This is a genomic window from Sphingopyxis sp. (assembly GCF_016704835.1).
GTDB lineage: Bacteria > Pseudomonadota > Alphaproteobacteria > Sphingomonadales > Sphingomonadaceae > Sphingopyxis.
Genome location: NZ_JADIZJ010000012.1, coordinates 1 through 20,203, shown reverse-complemented (window position 1 = coordinate 20,203; position 20,203 = coordinate 1). Strand labels below are relative to the sequence as shown.

The window sequence follows — 20,203 nt, the reverse complement described above, 5'->3', positions numbered from 1 at the left end:
GCCAGCCGCGTAAAAAGTGGGTCATGGAGACAATCACATGACCCACCTCACCCGCCAGGCGCAGATCCGCGCAGACAATCACATGACCCACCTCACCCGCCAGGCGCAGATCCGCGCCCCTGCCGACGCCCCTGCCGACGCCGATATGACCGTCTCGATGGCGTTCGCGTCCGAAGTCCCGTATGAGCGCTGGTGGGGAATCGAAGTCCTCGACTGCTCCCCCGGCGCCGTGCGCCTCGACCGACTCAACGATGGCGCCGCCCTGCTCTATAACCACGACTGGGACCAGCTGCGCGGACATCACGTCCCCGGGTCGGTCGTCGCCGATGGCGCTACGGTGCGCGGCGATGTCGTCGTTTCCTGGCACGCCGACCAAGGCAGGACCATCGCCTTGATCAATGGCGGCCACCTGACTAAATCCTCGGTTGGCTACGAAGTCCATGCCGTCATCGAGCAGGCGACGAGCAAAGACGGTCGGACCATCGAACGACAAATTGACGGGCAAGTATTCTGCCGGACGCTAAAGCGCTGTCAGCTCGACGCGCCGGGCGACCTTGCCGCATTCCGGCGTGCGCTCGACAGCGCAGCAGGGCCACTGGAACGCTCTGCCGAGCCGGCAACCTATCGCATCACCGACTGGGAGCCACTCGAAAACTCGCTCGTAACAGTACCCGCAGATGCCAGCCTCGGCATCGGCCGGGCGCTCGACAGCGAGACAGAGCAGACCGCAGACACACCGGCCCCGCCGGAAACCAAAATTTTCCCGGAAGGAAAACAAGTGACTGAAGAAGACAAGCTCGCCATCGAGCGCAGCGCCACCGACCGCGCCATGCAGCGCATCGCCGCCATCGAGTCCGTCGCCGCGCAGTTCAAGGATTTCGGACTCGGCGACATGGCCGCGCAAGCCATCCGGAACGGCACCAGCTCCGACGATTTCAGCAAGCAAGTCATGGCCGAGGTCGCCAAGCGCGGCAACGCCTGGACGCCCGAGATCGGCATGACCAAGACCGAGGCCAAGCGATTTTCCATCGTTCGCGCCGTCAATGCCCTGCTCAGCAACGATTGGGCCAAGGCCGGACTCGAACGCGATGCGAGCGAAGCATTCGCCTCGCGCGCCGCAGCGGCAGGCATCCAGCGCCAGCAGGGGAACAGCTTTTTCCTGCCGGTAGAGGTCCAGCGTCGTGACCTGACCGTCGCCTCCGCAACTGGTGGCGGAAACACGGTCGCCACCGAGCTGCGCCCGCAGGATTTCATCGAGCTGCTGCGCAACGCCACCCTGCTCAAGGCCATGGGCGCCCGCACCCTCGGCGGCCTGGTAGGCAATGCCGACATCACCAAGCAGACCGGCGCAGGAACCGCGTACTGGCTGGCGACTGAAGCGACCGCGATCACTGAGAGCAACCAGACCGTCGGCTTGCTGCAACTGCGGCCGAAAGTCCTCGGCGCCTATACCGAGTTGTCCCGCCTGCTCTTGCAGCAATCGACGCCCGACGCCGACATGATGGTCATGGAGGATCTGGCCAAGGTTCTCGGCCTGGCGCTCGACGCTGCCGGCATCAACGTCGGCGGCTCCGGCGCCCCGGTCGGCATCCTCGGAACCGCCTCCATCGGCGCCTTTACCGGCACCTCGCTCGCCCTGCCCGCGCTGCTCGATGCACAGGTCGATGTCGCCGGCGCCAACGCGCTCACCCCGAGCTGTGCCTATTTGACGACACCCACCGTCGCCAGCCTGCTCGCCCAGCGCCCGCGCTTCGCCGGCACGGACACCCCGCTCTGGACCGGCAACATCCTCGAGGGCAACGTCCTCGGCTTCCGCGCTTTTGCGACAAACCAGATGCCGGCCGCAACTGCCATCTTCGGCGATTTCTCACAAGTGATTTTTGCCGAGTGGGGCGCGCTCGAAATCGCGGCCAACCCCTACGCCAACTTCCCGGCTGGAATCAGCGGCATACGCGCCTTCCTGACTGCCGACGTCGGCGTCCGCATTGCCGGCGCCTTCTCGGCCGCATCGACGATCACCTGATCATGGTCGAGTGCATCACGCTCAGGGCCACCTGGCAGGGCGGCGTCATCGTCCCTGCTGGGGAGGTTGTCTCGTTGCCCGAATCCGACGCGGCTTATGCCGAGTCGATCGGGCGCGTCGAACGGGTCATCGAGCCGCCGAAGCCGGCGCCCAAGCGCAAGGCGGCAAAGTGAGTTTCCACCCGGCGCCATACTACGGGGCTTTCGAATGCCAGGCCGTCAGCGGCTCAACGGCATTCGGCGCCCTGCTCAGTACCGCCGACGCGACGCTGTGGGAAGTCGCCGCGACGACGACGCACGCGCTGCGCTACCGGCCTGGCGCCGTGACGCTCGCAAATGGGGACTCGGTATCTGCCGAGGGATCGGATTACAAGGTCACCGGCACGCCACGTCGGATCACCGCCGACGAGATGCAGGCCGAGCTGGTGCGCCAATGATTTTTGATACCGAGACCGCCATCCTCGCGCGACTGGCTGCAAAAGTCGCCCCCGGCTCCGTCCTGCTCGGCACCTTCGATCCGGTCGATCTGACCGACGACACCACCTCCCCCGTCGTCGCCCAGGTCGTGCTGATGGAGATCGACGCGACCAGCCAGACCGGCAAGCACTGCCGCGCACTGCTGGCCTACGAGTGCGGCATCTATGTCGATGTCCGACGCGCCGCCGCGCCGCAGAAAACCGCCGCCGCCGCACTGCTGGTCGATGCAGTCAATGCCCTGGTCGGATGGGAGGCATCGCCCGGCCGCGAGGTCATCATCGCCGACGGGCGGCAAACAGGTTTTGACGGTCGCATCCTGCGGCTGTCTTTTGGATTTCACCTGCCGACGCATTTCGTCGGCACCTAGGAGTAGATGATATGGGATCGGCATTTATTGGCAAGGCGAAGGTCTACATCGCGCCGTATGCATCCGGGTCGGCTTTCGAGGCGCGCACTTTTCGCTACGTCGAAAACTGCTCGAATTTTCAATTCGGTTTTGCCGAGGAAGAGAAGAAGCTGCTCGACTACGCCAGCGCTTCTGGCGGCGTCGATGCCTCGGTCAAGCGGATTACCGACGTGACCGGCTCGCTCGACCTGCGCCACCTGACCGCCGACAATCTCGCCATGGCGCTGTGGGGTACGACGACCACATCGTCTTCGGTCGCCGCAATCACCGGCGAGGCAGGCTACACCATTTCGCCCGGCGGATTCGCCCCGACGAAAAAGCCGATCGATACCACCGTCGCCCCTGTCGTCAAAAAGGGCGCGACAGTCATCTCGACCGCCGATTACACTGTAACCGCTGGCGGCATCCTGTTCGCCTCCACCATCTCGACAGTCGGCATCACCCCCGGCGACGCGATCACGATTGACTACACCCCGCAGGCCAGCGCCTCGATCCAGTCTCTCATTTCGACCGCGCCGGACGTGTCGATCATGGTCGAGGGCGTCAATGAGGTCGATGGCAGCTATGTTGTCTGGCGCGGGTACAAGTGCAAGCTCGGCGTCGCCAGCGGCATTTCGCTGATCGGCGACGACTTTGCCACCCTCACCGTATCGTTCGCCGTCCAGAAAGACGAGACCATCGTCACCGCCGGCAAGTCGAAGTACTTTGAGATGCAGGCCGCTGCATGACGGTAGCAACGCACCGGGTAGCACTCGGCGATACCGTCGTCGCCCTGCGCGAGCTGACGGTCGCCGAGGTCCGCGCCTGGATCAACGAGACCTCCGGCAGCGACTGGCGCGATCCGCTGCACGCCCTGGCGCTCGACGATATCGGACTCGACGAACTCGCGCGCATGAGCGACACCCCGGCCGCCGCGCTCGAGGCGTTTGCCCCGAGCGAACTGGCGCCGCTAGTCGATGCGGCCCGGGCGCTCAATCCGTTTTTTTTTCGCATCAAGGGCGCCCTCCAATGGGCGGCCGGTCGTCGGGCGGAAACGCCAGGACAGACCTCGACCGGACCATCTGCCGGCTCGTAGCGCGCGGTCATTCCGGCGTCCTGGCCTACCCTTGGGCGCTCTACCTCGCCGCGATCCAGGTAGCCAACGAGGACGGGAAAGCGTGACATGGCCAGCAATGAAACCAAAGTAATCATCTCGGGCGACGCGGCCGGCGCATTGCGCGCCATCGCCGAGACCCGCGCCGCATTCTCTGGCGCCGCAGGACAGATGACCGGCGCATTCTCGCCGTTGATGGCCGGGCTGAAGAATTTTCAGGGGGCGCTGGCTACCCTGGCCGGCGTCCTGGCCGGTGGCGCGATGTTCAAGAGCGCGATCAAGGCCGCGAACAGTTGGAATGGCGAGGTCGCCGGCATCGCCAAGTCGATGGGCATCTCGACCGAGAAAGCCTCGGTCATGGCGGTCGCCATGCAGCACCTCGGCATCGAATCAGATGTCCTCGGCAAAGCCTCGCTCGTCCTCGCCAAGAATCTCGGCAGCAACGAAAAAGCGTTTATCGACCTCGGCGTCCAGACGCGCGACCTCGGTACCGGGGCATTGCGCCCGGCCGGCGAGATCATGGGCGAGGTCAATACCAAGCTTTCGGAGATCAAAAACGCCACCGAGCAGAACGTCGCCGGCATCAATATATATGGCAAAGCGTGGGGCGACCTGCGGGGAACGCTGCGGCTGACGACCGAAGAACTGAAAAAGCCGAAGACCGCGCCCGGCAACTTGGCCTGATCATCGGCAAGGACGCGGCCACCTCGACCAAGGCCTACAAAGAGCAGATGCGCGACCTGGATATCGTATCCAAGTCGCTCGAGATCCAACTTGGGGAAAAACTGCTCCCGGCCGTGGTGCGACTCGGCGCGCAGTTTTCCGGCCAGGTGCCTAAGTCGGCAAAGACATTTGCCACCATCCTCGAGAGCATGGGCTTTGCCGCGAACTTTTCGCTGTTGGCGCTGGATCACGTCGGCGACAAAATCGGCGCACTTGCCGCGCAAGGCGCCGCCCTGTTGCGCGGCGACCTGGCCGCCGTCCAGGCCATCGGCGAGGCGCGCGACGAGCAGGTCAAGTCCAACGACAAGACCCTGGCCAAGATGGTCGATGGGTTCGGCAAGCCACTGGCCGTCGAAGAGACCGTCGCCGCCAAGCGCAGGCGGCTTTACGAAGATCTGAAAGACGCGATCGTCAATCTCGAAAACATCCGCGCAGGCGTGACGATCAAGACGTCGGAAGAGATCGCCAAAGCCGACGAAAAACTGACCGCCGACCGCATCGCCAACGCCGAAAAACTGCGCGACGCCCTGCGCGACGCCTGGCAGTCCAGCCTCGCAGACGCGAAGAAAGCGAACGAGGAAGCCGACAAGCTCACGCAAAAAGCTGCCGACGCGCGCACTGCCGGCGCCGACAAGGCCAAAGAAATCCGCCAGGCCGGCAAGCCGATCTCCCCCGAACAGGCCCGCGCCGACCAATATGCTGTTGCCAGACTTGCCGACGCGGCGACCGAGGCGTCCTTGCTCGCCAAGATGGCCGCCGCCCAGGGCCGCACAGAAGCCGCCGCCAAGCTCGCCGACGGGGCGGTAAAGGATGCCGAGCGCGCGACCAAACTCGCCGACAAATTCACCGACCCCGAGCAGCGCGCCAAGGCGGTCGAGCGCCTCGCCGAAGCGCAAGCCCTGGCCTTGGAGGCTCGCGCGCTGATCAAAAAACAGGAAGCGAAAGCGGCCGAAGAGACCGCCGCTACCCAGTCCGAAAAAATCCGCGAGCTTGACGCCCAGATCAAGGATTTGCAAGAGAGCGCCGGCAAGGTCGAGATCCAGGTCAAGACCGACGCCGCGCTCGCCGCCATTGCCACCATCAAGGCCGAGCTTGCCGCGATCCAGGACAAGACCGTGACGGTCAATGTCAAGACGGTAGAGTCTGGCGGTGGCGCGGGAACAGTCTCCGAGGGCGGCGAGCGCCTCGCCGAAGCGCAAGCCCTGGCCGAGGAGGCTCGCGCGCTGATCAAAAAACAGGAAGCGAAAGCGGCCGAAGAGACCGCCGCTACCCAGTCCGAAAAAATCCGCGAGCTTGACGCCCAGATCAAGGATTTGCAAGAGAGCGCCGGCAAGGTCGAGATCCAGGTCAAGACCGACGCCGCGCTCGCCGCCATTGCCACCATCAAGGCCGAGCTTGCCGCGATCCAGGACAAGACCGTGACGGTCAATGTCAAGACGGTAGAGTCTGGCGGTGGCGCGGGAACAGTCTCCGAGGGCGGCGACTATGCGACCTACGCCATGCAGGCCGATTACCGCACCGAGGGATTCGCGCGTGGCGGATTCACCGGCCCGGGAGGCAAATGGCAACCGGCCGGCATCGTCCATGCCGGCGAGTTCGTGTTGCGGCAAGAAGTCGTCCGCCAGCGCGGCGCCCTAGCCCTGCTCGAGCGCATCAACCGCGAGGGGCTTTCCGCCCTGCCCGGCTTCGCATCTGGCGGGCTGGTCGGCAATCTCAACGTCGGATCGCTCCGGCCGGCGCCCGCCTCCGCCACGCGCGCCGCTGCCGTCTTTAATTTCCCGGACCTCGGCCGATTCCCGGTGACGATGGACTCAGACATCATGGGCAAATTGCAGCAAGCATTTTCCCGAACGGCATTGCAGAAGGGAGGCAGACGATGAATACCCTTATCGTCGGCATCTACACCCTGCCCATGCGCGCCATGCTCGATTTTGAGCAGAGCTACGAGCCGCTCGGCGGACAATCCACCCTGCGCGCCATCGACGGGTCGGGCATCCGCCAGACCACCTGGCACAAGACGCGCACGACGATAAGCGGTGGCGGTTGGCTCCCGCCGGGGCTTGCGACGATCAACCCATCGATCCAGCATGAGCTGATGTGCGCCATCGCCCGCTCGGTGACCATGGACGCCTCGCGCCAGGCGCGGCTGGTGCCGGACAAATACCGCGAGGATGCCGATCACACGCCATGGGCCGTGGCGACCATGCCCGATCATTCGATCGTCAAGACCCCGGCGCCGTCTATTCCGGACGGAGATTACGACCTCCTGACCGCCGATGAGGTGGAAGGCGCGACCGGATACCATCTGATGTACTACCCACGGCTCACCTGTTGGGTGGATCGCCCGACCGAATCCGGATCGCTCGCAGACGCCTCATACCGATGGGAGATGGTATGCGAGGAGGTTTGATGATTTCTGCCCCCGGAGAATAGACGATGCCCGCCACCTATTCCGGAACCAGCGGCTCGCCGACCAGCGCCGGCATCTGGACCGTTTTCGTCACCGTCGATAGTCACGACGAGTCCGCGCGTATCGTCGGCGACATCCGCATAGACGCCGAAGAAGATAGCGCGCGCATCGCCGAATTCACCTTGCTGCCGACGCTCGGGACAGCGTTTTCGGTGTTCGATTGGGTCGGCCGCTCCGTGCTGATCGAGATCGCCGACATGTCGAGCGGATCCCCGGCCAGCGTCAAACGCCTCTTTACCGGCATCATCGACACTCCGACGCTCGACCTGCAATCGCACACGATAGCGCTGCGCTGCACGGACAATTTGCAGCAGGTGATCGAGTCCATGACCCTGGCCGCCATCGAGGCCGAGATCCCCGGCAGCCGCTACTCGCCCGTCGTTTTTGACCGCGCCGCGCGTGGCTGGTCGCGCTCGCAGGATTTGTTATCGACACTCCCCGCATCGCTCGACATGACGCCATACGCCGTGCTGCGGCTAACCGACTGGGCGCCACTGCTCGTGCCGGACATCGTATTCGACGCCTCGCACATCCTCGACGGCAGCACCTCGGTAACAATTGCCGGCGCCAGCCAGCTGACCAACCAGGTTGATATCGATTTCGGATACCGCTATCCGCGCGTCAAATGCGACATGTATACCGTATCTGAGCAGTATGTCGATGACACAAATTTTTCTGTTTTTGTCGATGACGGAAACTGGTTTTTGCAGCGCGCCGCTGTCGAGGCCGCCATCCGCTCGGCCGGTGGCACCATCGAGTCCATCGCTTTCACGCCACTGCCCAATGCAGCGATTGGACAGTGGGTGCCAGGCCCTTACGACGTCGAACTGTGCATGGGATTCACCGCTGGCGTGAGTTTCGATTTCGGGCAGCAGGTCGAGGAAACGCACACCATCACCGTCTCGGCTCCGAACTCGATAACCGCAGTCGGCACGCACCGCGACCGGCTCTCCGGCGCCCTCGAGGGCGTCTATCCGTCGATCACCGCCGCCGAGTCCTCGGCCCTCCTGTGGAAAAACGACTACTCGGGCGTCCCGCCGCAGGATGTCGCGCTGCCAATACTCGGCAAGACGACCTCGGCCGAGGTCAGTCTGACGCCGGAGACCAGCCGCGCCGCTGCCGACGAGGCAATCGAGACGCTGATCGAGATCGCCAAAGTAAAAATCTGGGCCAGCCACCGCTACAACGAGGTCGCCGCCTCGGTGCCGCTCAATCCATCCATCGACCTCGACCAGACTATCGAGATCGACATCCCCGGACTGCACGCGCGTGGCAAGTGCCGCTCGCTGCAACACCGCATGAGCCCCTCGACCGGCGAGGCTGTAACCGATTTTGCGCTGGCGATCTGCTCTGTCGCCGGAACGGGCGTCACCCACGCCGACACCCCGACCGCAGCGCCGGCCGGCGCGCCGCTGACCGAGACCGATCTGCTGGTCGATTTCGCTACCGTCGATTTCAACTTCGGCGCGACCGAGGATCATGTGATCACGATCACATTTCCCGGCGTCGAAGCCCTCGAGCGCGACCTGTCCGAGGTGCCGATCACCGCCAACTTCTCGGCGCCCCTGGTCGAGGACATTTTCGAGGTAGTGCTATGAGCCAAGCGCGCCAGGCCGATCTGATTAAGTCGCTCGCCCGCGTCGCCACCGCTGCCGGACTCAACACGCGCAAGGACAAGAGCCTGCCGCCGATTTACCCGGCGCAGACCATCCCCGCGCGTGTCGGCGTCGGCAAGGCATCGCTGTCATGAGCCTGCTCGGCCTGCTACTCTCCCGTCGCGCAGCCGCTGCCGGGGTCGGCACCGGCACGCGGGAAAACAAAGTCCTGCCGCCGCCCGCACTCACGCCGGAGATCCCAGAGCGCCCCGGACGCGGAGTCCCGAGGCTGCGCCGCCCGCGCACGATCATCGAGTGCGAGATCGAGGACATGCTCAGCCCGCTGACCGAGGGCAGCTATGCCGCGCGGACCTACCACACCGAGGAGCGCATCTGGTCGCACAATGGCCTGTACTCGATTCCGAAAAAGGCGATCAAGTCGATCACGGTCACATCCGGAGACGGCAAGACGCGGAGGATGTGTTTCTCCGACCGCACGACAGCCGCCGCGCGCGTTGCCGAGACCGATATCGTTGAGGCATCGCGCACCTGGACGACCAGCAATCACGCGCAGCGCGTCAATATTAACGGGACATTTTTCCTCTTCGCTTTCGACCAGCGGCTTGACGGCATTGGCTTTGGCGGCAAGTGCGGCAGGCCATTCACGATTTCGTTTTTCCCGACGGGCGGATCGGCGTCAATCCACGGCAGTGTCTTCGGCGCGCACGTCCTCAACGTCGCGCAATTCACCGCCAATCGCTTGATGACCCTGCTTTGCAAGACCGACGACACGCTCGCCAAGTTTCAGATTTCGCTCGCCAGCCCCGGCAAATTGTTCGAGGAATTCGAGGAAACAATCTGGGCCAGGTTGAATACCACCACGACTCCGGCGCCACATGCGCCATTTCCCTGGCAACGCCGGATCAAAGCATTTGGCGGCACCAAGGGATTCTTGCGCGTCGATGGCGCGCTATTCACGGACGAGACACTGGCGACCCGTATCGACACCGTTACCCACCTCGGCGCCGGCAACAGCACGACGGTGCTGCCGCGCTATTTCAAATTCACCACCAACGCCGATTATCCGGCCGTCGGGACCGAGAAGATAATCCCCGGCGACGCGATTATCAACATGAACAATATTCCCTTCCCGGAGGGAACCTATACCACTGCATTCAATAACTCGTCGTCTCTGCTCAAATATGAACACCTGTTCAAAACCGCAGCCGGCGAAGTCTGGAAAATCTACGTCCAATTCACAGCCGGCACCGGATCGACGCTGACCGACAGCTACCGGGTGTATCTCGGCACCCGATTTGACCGCGCGCTCGACCCGATAACCGCCGTCAATCGCCTGCTGCTGACGATCGACGCCACCAATTATTCTCGCTACCCGGACAATCCAGGCGCCGCGCCATCCAAGCGACCGCTTGATCGGCAGGTAGTCAGCAGTCCGGACGGGACCGAGGCGCACATCCTCGGCTACTGGCACGATGTCAGCATCTCGCCCGAGGGAAATCGGCCGCGCACGCTGACCAGCGTCATCCATCTCGCGTTTTCGGAGACCGGCGTTGCCGATCCGCTGACCGGTGTCGGAATATCGGTGACGCATGATGAGGTGCCGGCCGTTACCGGACTGCCGGAATCGGATCCAGACTGGGGAGGGGTGACCCCCGGAACGGTCAGCGAATCAACGGTGGACGAGGTAATCGGCACATACGGGGCGCAGACGCTTTACCGCAGCACGTATACCAAGATAATCACGTCGGATATTTTCAACGACTCGACAAACTCGTATCGCTATGTCTGGACAAAAATACTCTGGGTATTTCCTCGCCACTCCGGAGAATGGGATTTTCTCACCGAGGAATATTCGGGGATAGTCGAAAGGACTCGCGGGGGGCGGGACACGAGCGGACGGCTTGAGGTCGTTGGCACGGACCAGGTAGATGATGGGGTTGTCCGGCGACATCAGGAGTGGGAATGGGAGGGGCGAAACTATTTGTGGTACGCGGAAGAGGGCGCGTTTTCGGTCAGCATCGTGTCGTCCGTCTCCGGCGAGCTGGCGAAAAGCGGTTTTTCATACACCCAAACAAGCGCTCGCAACATAGCGGAGGCAGGAACAGATAGCACAATCGATGCTCTATGGCACGGCCCGGGAGCGGTAACCGGCGCCAACACATCGACGATCAACGGGCAAATATTCGGCGGTCCGTCATGGTCCGGATCGACGACTGACGCGAGCGGATCTGTCGTGCATACCGGCACATTTTATTCGACGGATTTTTCAGCCGGGCCAGCGCTTGCTGGCGGCGCAACCGAGTGGAAAACATCCCTAAACATGTCGAGAAAAATCGACGAAGAAAACACCGAGACCGGCCTGTATTTCTACCCGTCCGACAAATGCGTCCGTGGGCAGGTCGTCCCCTACGACACACCAAATGCCCGCGTCTGTGTCAATCCGCGCACCGATACCGCACACATCGCCGCCGACGACGTAAGCGCCGGATCATTTTTTTGAGCGACGAACCCATGCAAACAACCCCTGACCCGCCCTATTCCGGCCCAGAGCGCCGAGGATGGAGTACCGATCCGACCGCCGTCGAAATAAACACATTGCACAGCCGCCTTTCGGCGCAGGACAAGATCCTGTTGGAGATGCGCGATGCTCTCGTCGGCCACATTGCCGAAGAGCGCGACATCGGCCCGGCACTGCGCGAGCTGGTCAGTCTGTGGCGCGCGTCGAAGCTGCTCGGCGTCGTCGCCACCGGACTCGCGGCCGGCGTCGCGTCGATCTGGGCAGCCTACTCCTGGCTGCGCGAACATGGACTGAGGCTATGATCACAGCAGAGATTTTGCGCGCCATCATGCCGCTCGCCGGCAGGCGGGCGTCGATCTATGCCGCGCCACTGGCCGAAGCGATGGCCGAGTTTGAAATCAATACCCCGGCTCGTCAGGCCGCATTCATTGCGCAAATCGCCCATGAGTCGGGGTCATTGGTTTTCGTGCGCGAGATCGCCAGCGGAAAAGCCTACGAAGGCCGCAAGGATCTGGGAAATTTACTGCCCGGAGATGGCGTCAAATTTCGCGGTCGCGGCTTGATCCAGATCACCGGACGGGCAAATTACAGCGCATGCTCGCGCGCCGTTTGTGGCGATCCATTCCTGTTGCTCGAACATCCCGAACTGCTCGAGGCGCCGACAGCCGCGGCACGTTCGGCTGCCTGGTACTGGCGACAGCGCGGGCTGAACGAGCTGGCAGACAAGGGCGAGTTTGATCGGATCACGCGCAAGATAAACGGTGGCACCAATGGCAGAATTGAGCGCCGGGCATTCTGGCTGGCTGCGAAACGGGCGCTCGGGGTGCCGGTGTGAGCAGTCGCTTTCTCACGCCGCTGAGAGTCGAGCGGATCGACGGCAAGTGGATGCTGACCGAGCCGCTGTCGTACTACTCGCTCAGCCTCGACCGGATCATCACCGCGCCCGTGGGATTCTGGACCGATTTTGCCAGCGTTCCGCGGATCCCGATTGCTTACTTGCTGTTCGGTGACGTGGCGCACGAACCCGCGGTCATCCATGACTATCTGTACGCGATTGGCTGGCCGTCTCGCAAAATCGCTGACCGAGTGCTGCGCGAGGCGCTGGAGTCGGTCGGCGCGCCCTGCTGGCGCCGGTGGGCGATGTGGGCGGCGGTCAGGATTGGCGGCTGGGCGGCGTGGTGAAATGAAAAAACCGCCCGGGCGGCTGGCTGGAGAGTTGTCAACCCTAGGTGTGGTGTGTCATGCTGCGGTGCATGAGCACAATGACGCTTCCAATACCAAGAAAGAAACCCAAAATGAACGATCAAGAAATCGAGAGAGAAATCCAGGACAAGGGACTGACTGGTCCGCGCGTGACCCCGGATGACATTGAGGCAAACATTTCCGGCGAATTCTGTTTCACCGTTGGAAACGCCGCAAGAGCGTTGAATTGCCCGGTATGCGATGCGGTCGATATGCTTACGATCTGTGTTCTTACTATGCGCAACGGCTTCACCGTCACTGGAGAATCGGCCTGCGCTAGTCCGGAAAACTTCGATGCCGATTTGGGCCGGAAGATCGCGCGCAAGAATGCGGTCGACAAGGTTTGGCCTTTGATGGGATACGCGCTCAAGGATCGGCTGTCAATCAGCAAGTAAGCGTAAAAGCCCAGGTCGCGCTAACGACCGGGCTTATTGAAAAGCCGCCCGGGGGCGGCTGGCTGGTCAGGCGGCGAGCGCCGGGTATTTCGCCCGGATGAATCCCGCCTCTTCGGCGTGGCCGGCGGGGAAATATCCCCGCATGATGTTTTCCTCGGCCATGCCGAGGTATTGGCGGGCGTCCGCCTCGGTGGCGGTGTGATTTTCCGCCCAATTGGCGGTGACGGTGTAACCGCCAATTTCAACCATTTCCATCTCAATCCCCTTTCGTTTCAGTTTGCAGCGTCCGGCGCAACCACCTGGTAGCGCCGCGTCTTTTGTACTCAATCGCCTCGGCCGGCGTCAGTGCCGCGCTGAAGCGGACGCTGGCGGAAAGCTCGGCCGGCTTGCGGGGCTGGCCGGCACCTGGTCGGGCGCCGCCGTGCTTGTTGGCGGTCATGCGTCGCAGTCGCGCGACGGGGCGCCGTCGATCATGCGCACATCGAGAGCCGTGATGCCTGCGGCCGCGAAAGCCGCGCGAGAGGTCTCCGGGTCGTTGATGATGGTCCCAGCAGGGACTCCGAACAGCGCAAAAACGCTGTCTTCCGAGGCGCTGATGGCCTCGTCGGAAAAGACGAACTCGCTGTCTCCGTCGTCCAGCGTGGCGAGCAGGCGCCCGCTGGCGCGGTCGCTGATGTTGATGTGGCCGGCGCCTTCGTGGCGCTCGATGTCGATTTTGATGCTCATCTCAATCTCCTTCGCTTGGTTGTCGTCTCACCCTTGAGCCGATGAATCTATTATAGCAGAGTATCAAAGGAAGGCAAGAGATATTTTGCATTCAGATCAAATACCCGATCATCATCTATGCCGTGCGTATTTGTGGCATGCCTTCGTAACCCATTGATTTTTCTTGCGCGAAAATGCCCTTTTTGACGCCTGAAATTGGCTCGAAAAAACGGGCTATCTGTTTGATTGCAAATGGGAAAACGTCGGCGTTTTGCGTGTTAGCCGCGAGAATGCGGAGTTTCCCAACACAGGGAATTGGCTAGTTACGTATTTCATTACTCGCGCGAATGGGTTGAGGAGTGCGCTAGAGAAGTGGCACCGGAAGGGGTAAAAGGAAGGCGCGGTAGGCCAAGAAAAATATCAGAGTAGACAGAAAAATGATTTTTCTAAAAGATCGCATATTTTATTGACAGATCTGTGTGGTTAAGCTTCACGTCTCGCCCTGAAACAACCAGATACGAAGGGCTTAACGTGAAGGAAAAAAACGTGGCACAGATCAGCAGTTGCAAGCAATTCACAAAGAAGCTCCCCTCCCTTGAGGGCGCATTTCAGAAGCCTGTAGTTCCTGAATACCATGGAACTTGCCCTGGGGCGCTCACAAATCATGCGCAACCCATAGCGCTTGAAAAAGTTCCCGCAGCGGCAGTCAGAATGGCATGCTCCACCGTGCACGCGTATCGTGAAATCAAAGCCGGTCGCCTTGGTCCCCTTGTCAAGCTTGGCGCTCGCGCATCTGCCTTGCCGAGCGCTTCGGTAGACGCCTGGATTCTGGCCAAGATTTCCGAAGCGGGGGGCAAGTAATGACTACACAGAATGGCGTGATCATTACTCGCGCAGAGATGAGGCGCAGAGACTCCCTTATCCAATGGCGCCCCATCCTGGCTTTTAGAATTGGAGAATGGTCTAACTCTATTAGCCGATCGCTTCCTGATCCTCAATCCTTCCCTCGCAAATTCGCCGTGATCGCCTCTCGAAAGCAGTCCTGAAGCGCAGTCCGGGCTTTGGCGCGCATCGTCTCTGACGCGATAGTCACCAGGTAATCGGCGACATGCCGGGTGCCAATGGCCGACACCGGCAGATGCCCATGCCCGACCGCGAATGCTTCGACGGCACGCCTAATGCGGGCGACCGTCTCCTGCGCGACGTTGCGGGCGGCGACACGCGCGAGGTAGATCGGCACCCAGTCGGCCACCGTGTCCGGGCCTATGGTGACGCGATCCAGCAGCGTGCGCTGGACCCGAAGCGGCGCCAGCGTGCGATAGACCGCTTCGACCTCGGCAATGGCATCCGCAAGCGTTGCGCTTTCGAGCGGGAAGCCTCCGGGCGGGATCGGAGTTGTGATCAGCGGCCGCATCCTGGCTGGCGGTTGCCAGCGGTATTTGCCTGATGCGGTTTGCTCAAGGCCGGCCGGCCATGCCCGGCGCTTGCGGGAGCGGATGCCGGCGTTCATGCTCCCCCTCCATACGCCATCTCCCTCCATTGTTCATTTTTCGATCCGGCGCAATACTCAGCGTTCGACGGCACGTACCACTGCCCGGTTTTGACCGCTCCGGGGATGCGTCCCGACTGGCACCAGCGGTAAAGCGTTTGCCTGGCCGGAGGGGTTTCGTATCGCGCCTCGGCCCATGCCTGGACCGATACTAGCTTTGCCGCCGGCTTGCGGGTGATGAGTGATAGCAGATTCATTGCTCGTCTCCCGCGCGCAGATTCCACCGCTTCACCGCAGCCGCCAGCATCGTATCTGTCGGACCATCGGCGCCGCAGCCGCCCTTGTGCTTGGTGCATCGCACAAAGCAGGCGCCGATCCGCTTTTCCTCCGGCGCATTCTCGCTGCCGCAGAATGGGCAGGGTTTCAGGGTTGGATCATTTATCATGCAGACTCCTTCGCCCACCGCGCAAATTTGCGCAGCATCCTGGCTTCTTTTTTCGGTGATGCGTTCGTCTGCCGGACTCCGCATTCTGGGTCTTTCATTTCGACGCACAGCACGAATTTATAGCCTTTCTCCAGCGCGTTGCGAATAAGCGACGTTGCCGAATCTGCTTCTTGCTCGTTCATTTTCCATCTCCAAAAAAGGTCCGCCCCGCTTGCATTTTTCACGCTGCACCGTGTCCTCGCTTTCTCAGTGCGTTGATCGGTTGCGGGGCGGCTTTGATCTATCTCATGCGATGCTGAGTAATCGTCCCGCCAGGCACGCGCAGGACGGTATTGACGCCGTGCGCGGTCGCGCAGGAGACGCCCTTGCCATCTCCTGCGCGACCGCGCAGGACGGTATTGACGCCGTGCGCGGTCGCGCAGGAGACGCCCTTGCCATCTCCTGGCGGCAGCAGGTCATTGGGGCTCTGCAACCTGGCCATTTCCTTCTGCATCCGCGTCTCCCACGCTCTCGCCATCGGTCCGGCGCCGTAGCGGGCGCTGTATTCGCGCCCCTCCGCGGTGCCGAAATACCTGGCCGGCGAGCGCGCGCCGCTGCGTGACGCCTCGACGTAACCCCTTCCCACCAGCTCGGACAAGGCTTTCCGCACCCGCTGCGGGGTGTCGCCAATCGCCTCGGCCGCCTCTTCCGCGGTCACCGGCGCCGCCAGGACAGTGCGCATCGCTGCGATTCTGAGGCTCATGCCGCCACCCTCCCCGCCGCCGGCACGATGCCGAGCGACTCGAGCTCGATGGCGATCTGCTCTGTGCGGGTGTAGCTGATCGCCCGTTCGCGCGGCATCGCCGCATACGCGCGGTAGCACTGGTCCGTCACCGCCCGGGCGCGCCGCAGCAGCTCGCTGGTCATCATTACCCCGTTCGCCAGGTAACGCTGCATCTGCCGCAGCGGCGACAGGTCGATCGGCAGGCCTTCGCCGGCAACAATGCGTTCCCAGCAGCAAACCCAGCCGTCCAGCACCGGTGGGACCTCCATCACCTCGCCGCGGCCCCAGATCGGCATGACCGGGACGCCGCCCACCGCGTCTATTTCGCCATCGCGAAGCGAGTCGAAAAGCTGGTAGAGGGGCTCGAACGTCCGCCATACCTGCCACATGTGCGGCGGCCGGGAAAGATCCTGCGCTGCCGTCTTGGTCCGGTTATGCCGCTTGCGCGGCTTCTGCGATCTGGGCATTACAGGCCTCGCACGAAATGCGCAGCGATCACCGCGGCGCCGATGCGGGTAGCGAGGTAGATCGGCACGGATTTGCCGGTCGAGGCGCAAATTTCGCATTCCAGGGTGGCGGCATCTCCCTCGTGGTCAATCGGCACAAAACCGTCTTCCGGATGCTCGACGAAATAGAGCGACTCGTCCGGTTCGCTACCGATCTCCGTCCCCCGCGCGTCCTCCGCTACCGGCTCGGCGACCTGCGGCTCCGGAGCTTCATCGGCGATCGTCACCGGCGCATCGTCGGCTGGCGCAGGAGGTTCTACGAACTCTTCCGTCTGCTCGGCGACCATTGGTTTTTCTGAGTCAGGCGTCGGCGCCGAGGATGCCGCGGCCAGTTTGTTGCGGACGCATCGCGCGATCCCGTCAGGCGTAATCCGGTACTCGACCGTCTGATCGATGCCGGTCTGGCGCACGACGTGCTTCGTCGATACCAGGGCGCTCAGGGTTTTCTTCGCGTCCGCCTCGCTCTTGCCGATTGCCGATGCGATTTCTCCGGCCGTCATCGGCGCTTTGAAAATGGCCTGCAGGGTGTTTTGCGTTACTGACATCTTCATTTCTCCTGTCGTTGTCCTGTCAAATCTTGTAAATGTCTTTCTCTGCGCACGGTCCCTCCGTGCGCACCCGGAAACCGCCGGCATGCGCCGTGTCGCCGCGTAGAAACATCTTGAATGCCTTGAAGATAAGCGCGATCTTGTACCCCCGATCCATGCCTGCGGTCTTTCCAGACCCATCCATTAAGCGGTTGCGAAGGTGCAAAACAGGGCTTCTTTCTCCGAGTCCGGCGCCGGTCTCGAGAAGGCCAAAAAACTCTTCTGTCTTTTCCCTGTTTGTTTTTGAGAAAACAAAAAAACAAAACGCCGCGACCGACCTTGTGACGTAAGTCCTGCAAAAATCTCGCGCGACTGATCCGGCCGCGTATCGTATTTCTGGGTTCTCGGCAAGAACGGTTTTTATTTGCGCGATCGTCGGCGCATTTGACGAATTGCCACCGATCGGATTGCCGGTATTCAGGTATCGAAAAACGAGCTGGCAGCATGCCGCGACTGTCACTGCGTTTTTTTCCTTCTCGATTGACAGCACGTCTGCCGGGCCGCGCGCCTTGCCTCCGATGTCGATGGTGTAAAAAACGCTTTCCGGCAGTCCGGTCACGATTACCGATCGGCAGGAAATGCCGCTCCTGACTATCGCCGCCAGGCGGTGTTGTCCATCGAGCAGATTGCCCATCGACGAAATCCGGATGGCGTCTCCATTAAGCACCCATTCCCCGCGCCTTATGGCATCTGCCAGCTTACCCACCCGATCCTTGCTTAGATTGCGATTGACGGGGTTTTTTCTCGAGCATTTCAGCCGCCATCTTTGGCGTTATTTCCCCAACCGATGTAATTATTTCGCTCACGGTTTTTCCTTGATTTTCCAGGCCTTCTGGTGCGCCCCGCGCGGATCGGCATCGAGCACGCCGGAGACGTACATCGCCTCGCAGCGCGACCCAAGCACCTCTGCGGTCAGGATGCCGTCGCCGATCCGCGCGAAGATTTCCCGCCGGGTCAGCGGCCCGGACTTGCGCAGCAGGGCGAGGATTTTTTGTTTCTGATCCTCGACCGCATCTTTCGGCGCATAGCTCCGGCCGGCGCAGTCCATGTATCGACGCGCCTCCTTGGCCTGCCAGGCGGGACTGGCCACCGCCAGCACCAGGGAGCGCACCTGCCCGGCGAACGACAGGGGGCCGCCGCCTCTCATGCTGCGCTCCTCGTCCAGCCCCGCTCGTGGCTGATGGTGGCAATCGCCATTGCGTCGTCGATTTTGTTGTGCAGATCCTCGACCGTCCCGTCGTTGAGCAGATCGACGTCGGCGACGATGCGCATGCCTTCCTGCTCGCTGGTGTGGTCGGCCTGCGCCGTCGTCAGCCCGTTCGGCCAGGTGACGCGCCAGATCTGGCCGCCGAGCCGATGCACCATTTCTGCCTCATCGACGTAGCGCACGTCGGTGATGACGACCTCGCCACCGGCCTTGAGCAGGCCGGCGATCCGGCGCTGCATGTGCAGCACCCAGATCTGGCGATGTACCTGGTCGCAGCCCCACTCGGTCCCGAGCGTCTGCATGAGCTGTCGGGGGCTCTTGCCAAGCCATTCGATCGGGAATTCCTTGTCGCCGTTGAAGTGTTTTTCGCCCAGGGCGAACATGACCTTGAGCGCGTCGCGCATCGGGTCGGCGAACGCCTTGGGGTGGAATCCGTACATCTTGCACAGGTACTGGCCGATGGTGTCTTTCCCGGCCATGGCCTTGCCGGTGATGCCGATCAGCATGTAGAGCTCCTTTCAGTTGGTTTTTGACGGGATCCGGCAGCGATCAGGAACCAGCCGGGTTGGGAACAGGGCAACAGTGCGAGCTGCAGCCCGTTGCAGCACAGGCGCTGGCCGGGGCTGCGAAAGGTGAGCGCGTCGGCCACCTGCTCATGCACTCCGTCGTCCGGACGGGATGGGAAGAAAACCGCCGCGACCGCGGCAATGCGCGGGCGCGACGAAGTGAATTCAGTGCTCATGGCTGCACTCCGTCAAACGGTGATCAGGCGAACGGGTTGCCGAAGAAAATCGGCATCTCGGTCTCGGTCTTCACCCGCGCGATGATCGTCTTCGTCGCGGCTTCCAGCACCTTGTCCTCGCGGATCAGGTCGTAACCGAAAGAAAGCTTTCCTTCGCGCACGCGATAGCGCAGGCGCGCGTCGATCCGATACGCCTCTCCGCCCCAGAAGACCGGCAGGCCAAGGGCGAAGCGGTCGAACATCTTCATCGTCTCGAGCGTCGCCGCGTCGTCCTGCTCGACGAAGCTCATGTTGATGCCTCCGGATTGCAGGCGGATCGCGCTCTTGAAGCGCTTGTCCTGGTTGGCCTCGAAGCTGAGCGCCATCTGCAGCATCTGCGCCCCGGACGGGCTGCTCGTGCCGTCGCCGGACACGTCGGCGACGTTCTCTTCGAGGAAGGCGGCGAACTCCACCTGGCTGAACTGCTTGCCGTCGAAAGCTTTCCATCGCGTCCACTCCTCGCTGAATTTCGGCGCGAAAATGGCCAGGTGGTCGCGCCACTCCGGATTGTCTTCGTCCGGTCCGTTGTCGTTCAAGATCGCCTTGAACGACACTTCGCCCTTGCTGTAGTCGGCCAGCGCCCAGATCGTCGGGTTTGTATAGCCGTCCGTCGCCGAATGACGCTCCAGATAGGCGATGAAGCTATCGGTGTCGTTGAGCGACACCTTCGCCGTCTTGCGTCGCGGACAGGCGAGAAGCTTCTCATCGTCGATGGTCCGGACGTCCCATCCCGGGGGAATGGCTATCCGGCGCACGAA

The 20,203-nt window shown here is 62.3% G+C and carries 31 protein-coding genes; 16 read left to right on the top strand and 15 right to left on the bottom strand.

The annotated features are described in order from the left end of the window. Positions 1 to 37: 37 nt before the first annotated feature. The 16 genes from IPF76_RS14360 to IPF76_RS14285 all read left to right on the top strand — a co-directional run bounded on the left by IPF76_RS14360 (position 38) and on the right by IPF76_RS14285 (position 12,962). A complete protein-coding gene (locus IPF76_RS14360) occupies positions 38 to 2,023 on the top strand; it encodes a phage major capsid protein (protein WP_293845379.1) in 1,986 nt (661 codons plus the stop codon). Between the two features lie 2 nt (positions 2,024 to 2,025). Beyond that, positions 2,026 to 2,196: a hypothetical protein gene (locus tag IPF76_RS14355; RefSeq protein ID WP_293845376.1), complete on the top strand. Its 171-nt coding sequence runs from the start codon at positions 2,026 to 2,028 to the stop codon at positions 2,194 to 2,196. After that, positions 2,193 to 2,459 (top strand): hypothetical protein, encoded by a 267-nt coding sequence (locus tag IPF76_RS14350; protein WP_293845373.1) that lies wholly within the window; start codon positions 2,193 to 2,195, stop codon positions 2,457 to 2,459. Before IPF76_RS14355 ends, IPF76_RS14350 begins: the two co-directional genes overlap by 4 nt. Then, a complete protein-coding gene (locus IPF76_RS14345; RefSeq protein WP_293845370.1) occupies positions 2,456 to 2,866 on the top strand; it encodes a hypothetical protein in 411 nt (136 codons plus the stop codon). Before IPF76_RS14350 ends, IPF76_RS14345 begins: the two co-directional genes overlap by 4 nt. 11 nt (positions 2,867 to 2,877) lie before the next feature. Beyond that, positions 2,878 to 3,633, top strand: a complete 756-nt coding sequence (locus tag IPF76_RS14340) for a hypothetical protein (protein ID WP_293845367.1) — start codon at positions 2,878 to 2,880, stop codon at positions 3,631 to 3,633. Beyond that, a complete protein-coding gene (locus tag IPF76_RS14335; protein ID WP_293845365.1) occupies positions 3,630 to 3,980 on the top strand; it encodes a hypothetical protein in 351 nt (116 codons plus the stop codon). The genes IPF76_RS14340 and IPF76_RS14335 overlap by 4 nt, the downstream gene beginning before the upstream one ends. A gap of 87 nt (positions 3,981 to 4,067) precedes the next feature. Continuing rightward, positions 4,068 to 4,682: a phage tail tape measure protein gene (locus IPF76_RS14330; protein WP_293845362.1), complete on the top strand. Its 615-nt coding sequence runs from the start codon at positions 4,068 to 4,070 to the stop codon at positions 4,680 to 4,682. Beyond that, positions 4,601 to 6,601: a hypothetical protein gene (locus IPF76_RS14325; RefSeq protein WP_293845359.1), complete on the top strand. Its 2,001-nt coding sequence runs from the start codon at positions 4,601 to 4,603 to the stop codon at positions 6,599 to 6,601. The genes IPF76_RS14330 and IPF76_RS14325 overlap by 82 nt, the downstream gene beginning before the upstream one ends. After that, positions 6,598 to 7,131: a hypothetical protein gene (locus IPF76_RS14320; protein WP_293845356.1), complete on the top strand. Its 534-nt coding sequence runs from the start codon at positions 6,598 to 6,600 to the stop codon at positions 7,129 to 7,131. The genes IPF76_RS14325 and IPF76_RS14320 overlap by 4 nt, the downstream gene beginning before the upstream one ends. A 182-nt stretch (positions 7,132 to 7,313) precedes the next feature. Then, complete coding sequence (locus tag IPF76_RS14315; RefSeq protein ID WP_293845353.1) at positions 7,314 to 8,789, top strand: hypothetical protein; 1,476 nt, start codon at positions 7,314 to 7,316, stop codon at positions 8,787 to 8,789. Next, positions 8,786 to 8,941, top strand: coding sequence for a hypothetical protein (locus IPF76_RS14310; protein WP_293845350.1), 156 nt, complete (start codon positions 8,786 to 8,788; stop codon positions 8,939 to 8,941). Before IPF76_RS14315 ends, IPF76_RS14310 begins: the two co-directional genes overlap by 4 nt. Further along, on the top strand, positions 8,938 to 11,307 hold the full coding sequence (locus IPF76_RS14305) for a hypothetical protein (RefSeq protein ID WP_293845347.1): 2,370 nt from the start codon (positions 8,938 to 8,940) through the stop codon (positions 11,305 to 11,307). Before IPF76_RS14310 ends, IPF76_RS14305 begins: the two co-directional genes overlap by 4 nt. After that, positions 11,304 to 11,627, top strand: a complete 324-nt coding sequence (locus IPF76_RS14300; protein ID WP_293845344.1) for a hypothetical protein — start codon at positions 11,304 to 11,306, stop codon at positions 11,625 to 11,627. The genes IPF76_RS14305 and IPF76_RS14300 overlap by 4 nt, the downstream gene beginning before the upstream one ends. Beyond that, a complete protein-coding gene (locus tag IPF76_RS14295) occupies positions 11,624 to 12,160 on the top strand; it encodes a glycoside hydrolase family 19 protein (RefSeq protein ID WP_293845341.1) in 537 nt (178 codons plus the stop codon). Before IPF76_RS14300 ends, IPF76_RS14295 begins: the two co-directional genes overlap by 4 nt. After that, on the top strand, positions 12,157 to 12,507 hold the full coding sequence (locus IPF76_RS14290) for a DUF1353 domain-containing protein (RefSeq protein ID WP_293845338.1): 351 nt from the start codon (positions 12,157 to 12,159) through the stop codon (positions 12,505 to 12,507). Before IPF76_RS14295 ends, IPF76_RS14290 begins: the two co-directional genes overlap by 4 nt. Positions 12,508 to 12,620: 113 nt before the next feature. Further along, on the top strand, positions 12,621 to 12,962 hold the full coding sequence (locus IPF76_RS14285; protein ID WP_293845335.1) for a Gp49 family protein: 342 nt from the start codon (positions 12,621 to 12,623) through the stop codon (positions 12,960 to 12,962). A gap of 66 nt (positions 12,963 to 13,028) precedes the next feature. Here IPF76_RS14285 and IPF76_RS14280 read toward each other — a convergent pair whose 3' ends face one another. From IPF76_RS14280 to IPF76_RS14215, 15 genes are all read right to left on the bottom strand, one after another. Continuing rightward, complete coding sequence (locus IPF76_RS14280) at positions 13,029 to 13,217, bottom strand: hypothetical protein (RefSeq protein WP_293845332.1); 189 nt, start codon at positions 13,215 to 13,217, stop codon at positions 13,029 to 13,031. A gap of 1 nt (position 13,218) precedes the next feature. After that, positions 13,219 to 13,401: a hypothetical protein gene (locus IPF76_RS14275; RefSeq protein ID WP_293845329.1), complete on the bottom strand. Its 183-nt coding sequence runs from the start codon at positions 13,399 to 13,401 to the stop codon at positions 13,219 to 13,221. Further along, on the bottom strand, positions 13,398 to 13,688 hold the full coding sequence (locus tag IPF76_RS14270) for a hypothetical protein (protein ID WP_293845326.1): 291 nt from the start codon (positions 13,686 to 13,688) through the stop codon (positions 13,398 to 13,400). Before IPF76_RS14270 ends, IPF76_RS14275 begins: the two co-directional genes overlap by 4 nt. 973 nt (positions 13,689 to 14,661) lie before the next feature. Next, positions 14,662 to 15,177 (bottom strand): hypothetical protein, encoded by a 516-nt coding sequence (locus IPF76_RS14265; protein WP_293845324.1) that lies wholly within the window; start codon positions 15,175 to 15,177, stop codon positions 14,662 to 14,664. Further along, a complete protein-coding gene (locus tag IPF76_RS20900) occupies positions 15,174 to 15,413 on the bottom strand; it encodes an excisionase (protein WP_366499724.1) in 240 nt (79 codons plus the stop codon). The genes IPF76_RS14265 and IPF76_RS20900 overlap by 4 nt, the downstream gene beginning before the upstream one ends. Further along, positions 15,410 to 15,601: a Lar family restriction alleviation protein gene (locus IPF76_RS14260; RefSeq protein WP_293845321.1), complete on the bottom strand. Its 192-nt coding sequence runs from the start codon at positions 15,599 to 15,601 to the stop codon at positions 15,410 to 15,412. The genes IPF76_RS20900 and IPF76_RS14260 overlap by 4 nt, the downstream gene beginning before the upstream one ends. Continuing rightward, positions 15,598 to 15,783, bottom strand: coding sequence for a hypothetical protein (locus tag IPF76_RS14255; RefSeq protein ID WP_293845319.1), 186 nt, complete (start codon positions 15,781 to 15,783; stop codon positions 15,598 to 15,600). Before IPF76_RS14255 ends, IPF76_RS14260 begins: the two co-directional genes overlap by 4 nt. Positions 15,784 to 15,881: 98 nt before the next feature. After that, complete coding sequence (locus IPF76_RS14250; RefSeq protein WP_293845316.1) at positions 15,882 to 16,343, bottom strand: hypothetical protein; 462 nt, start codon at positions 16,341 to 16,343, stop codon at positions 15,882 to 15,884. Then, positions 16,340 to 16,831: a hypothetical protein gene (locus IPF76_RS14245; protein ID WP_293845313.1), complete on the bottom strand. Its 492-nt coding sequence runs from the start codon at positions 16,829 to 16,831 to the stop codon at positions 16,340 to 16,342. Before IPF76_RS14245 ends, IPF76_RS14250 begins: the two co-directional genes overlap by 4 nt. Beyond that, the gene (locus tag IPF76_RS14240) at positions 16,831 to 17,421 is read right to left on the bottom strand and encodes a hypothetical protein (protein ID WP_293845310.1); all 591 of its coding nucleotides are present in this window, start codon (positions 17,419 to 17,421) and stop codon (positions 16,831 to 16,833) included. Before IPF76_RS14240 ends, IPF76_RS14245 begins: the two co-directional genes overlap by 1 nt. Before the next feature lie 19 nt (positions 17,422 to 17,440). Continuing rightward, positions 17,441 to 18,091 carry a hypothetical protein gene (locus tag IPF76_RS14235; RefSeq protein ID WP_293845308.1) on the bottom strand — a complete coding sequence of 217 codons (651 nt, stop codon included), beginning with the start codon at positions 18,089 to 18,091 and terminating at the stop codon, positions 17,441 to 17,443. 168 nt (positions 18,092 to 18,259) lie between these two features. Then, positions 18,260 to 18,604, bottom strand: a complete 345-nt coding sequence (locus IPF76_RS14230) for a hypothetical protein (protein ID WP_293845305.1) — start codon at positions 18,602 to 18,604, stop codon at positions 18,260 to 18,262. After that, entirely contained in the window at positions 18,601 to 19,170 is a 570-nt protein-coding gene (locus tag IPF76_RS14225; protein ID WP_293845302.1) for a hypothetical protein, read from the bottom strand. Before IPF76_RS14225 ends, IPF76_RS14230 begins: the two co-directional genes overlap by 4 nt. Next, positions 19,164 to 19,406: a hypothetical protein gene (locus IPF76_RS14220; protein ID WP_293845299.1), complete on the bottom strand. Its 243-nt coding sequence runs from the start codon at positions 19,404 to 19,406 to the stop codon at positions 19,164 to 19,166. Before IPF76_RS14220 ends, IPF76_RS14225 begins: the two co-directional genes overlap by 7 nt. Positions 19,407 to 19,429: 23 nt before the next feature. After that, positions 19,430 to 20,203 (bottom strand): DUF2303 family protein (locus IPF76_RS14215; protein WP_293845296.1); only part of this gene is annotated, 774 nt, incomplete at its 5' end.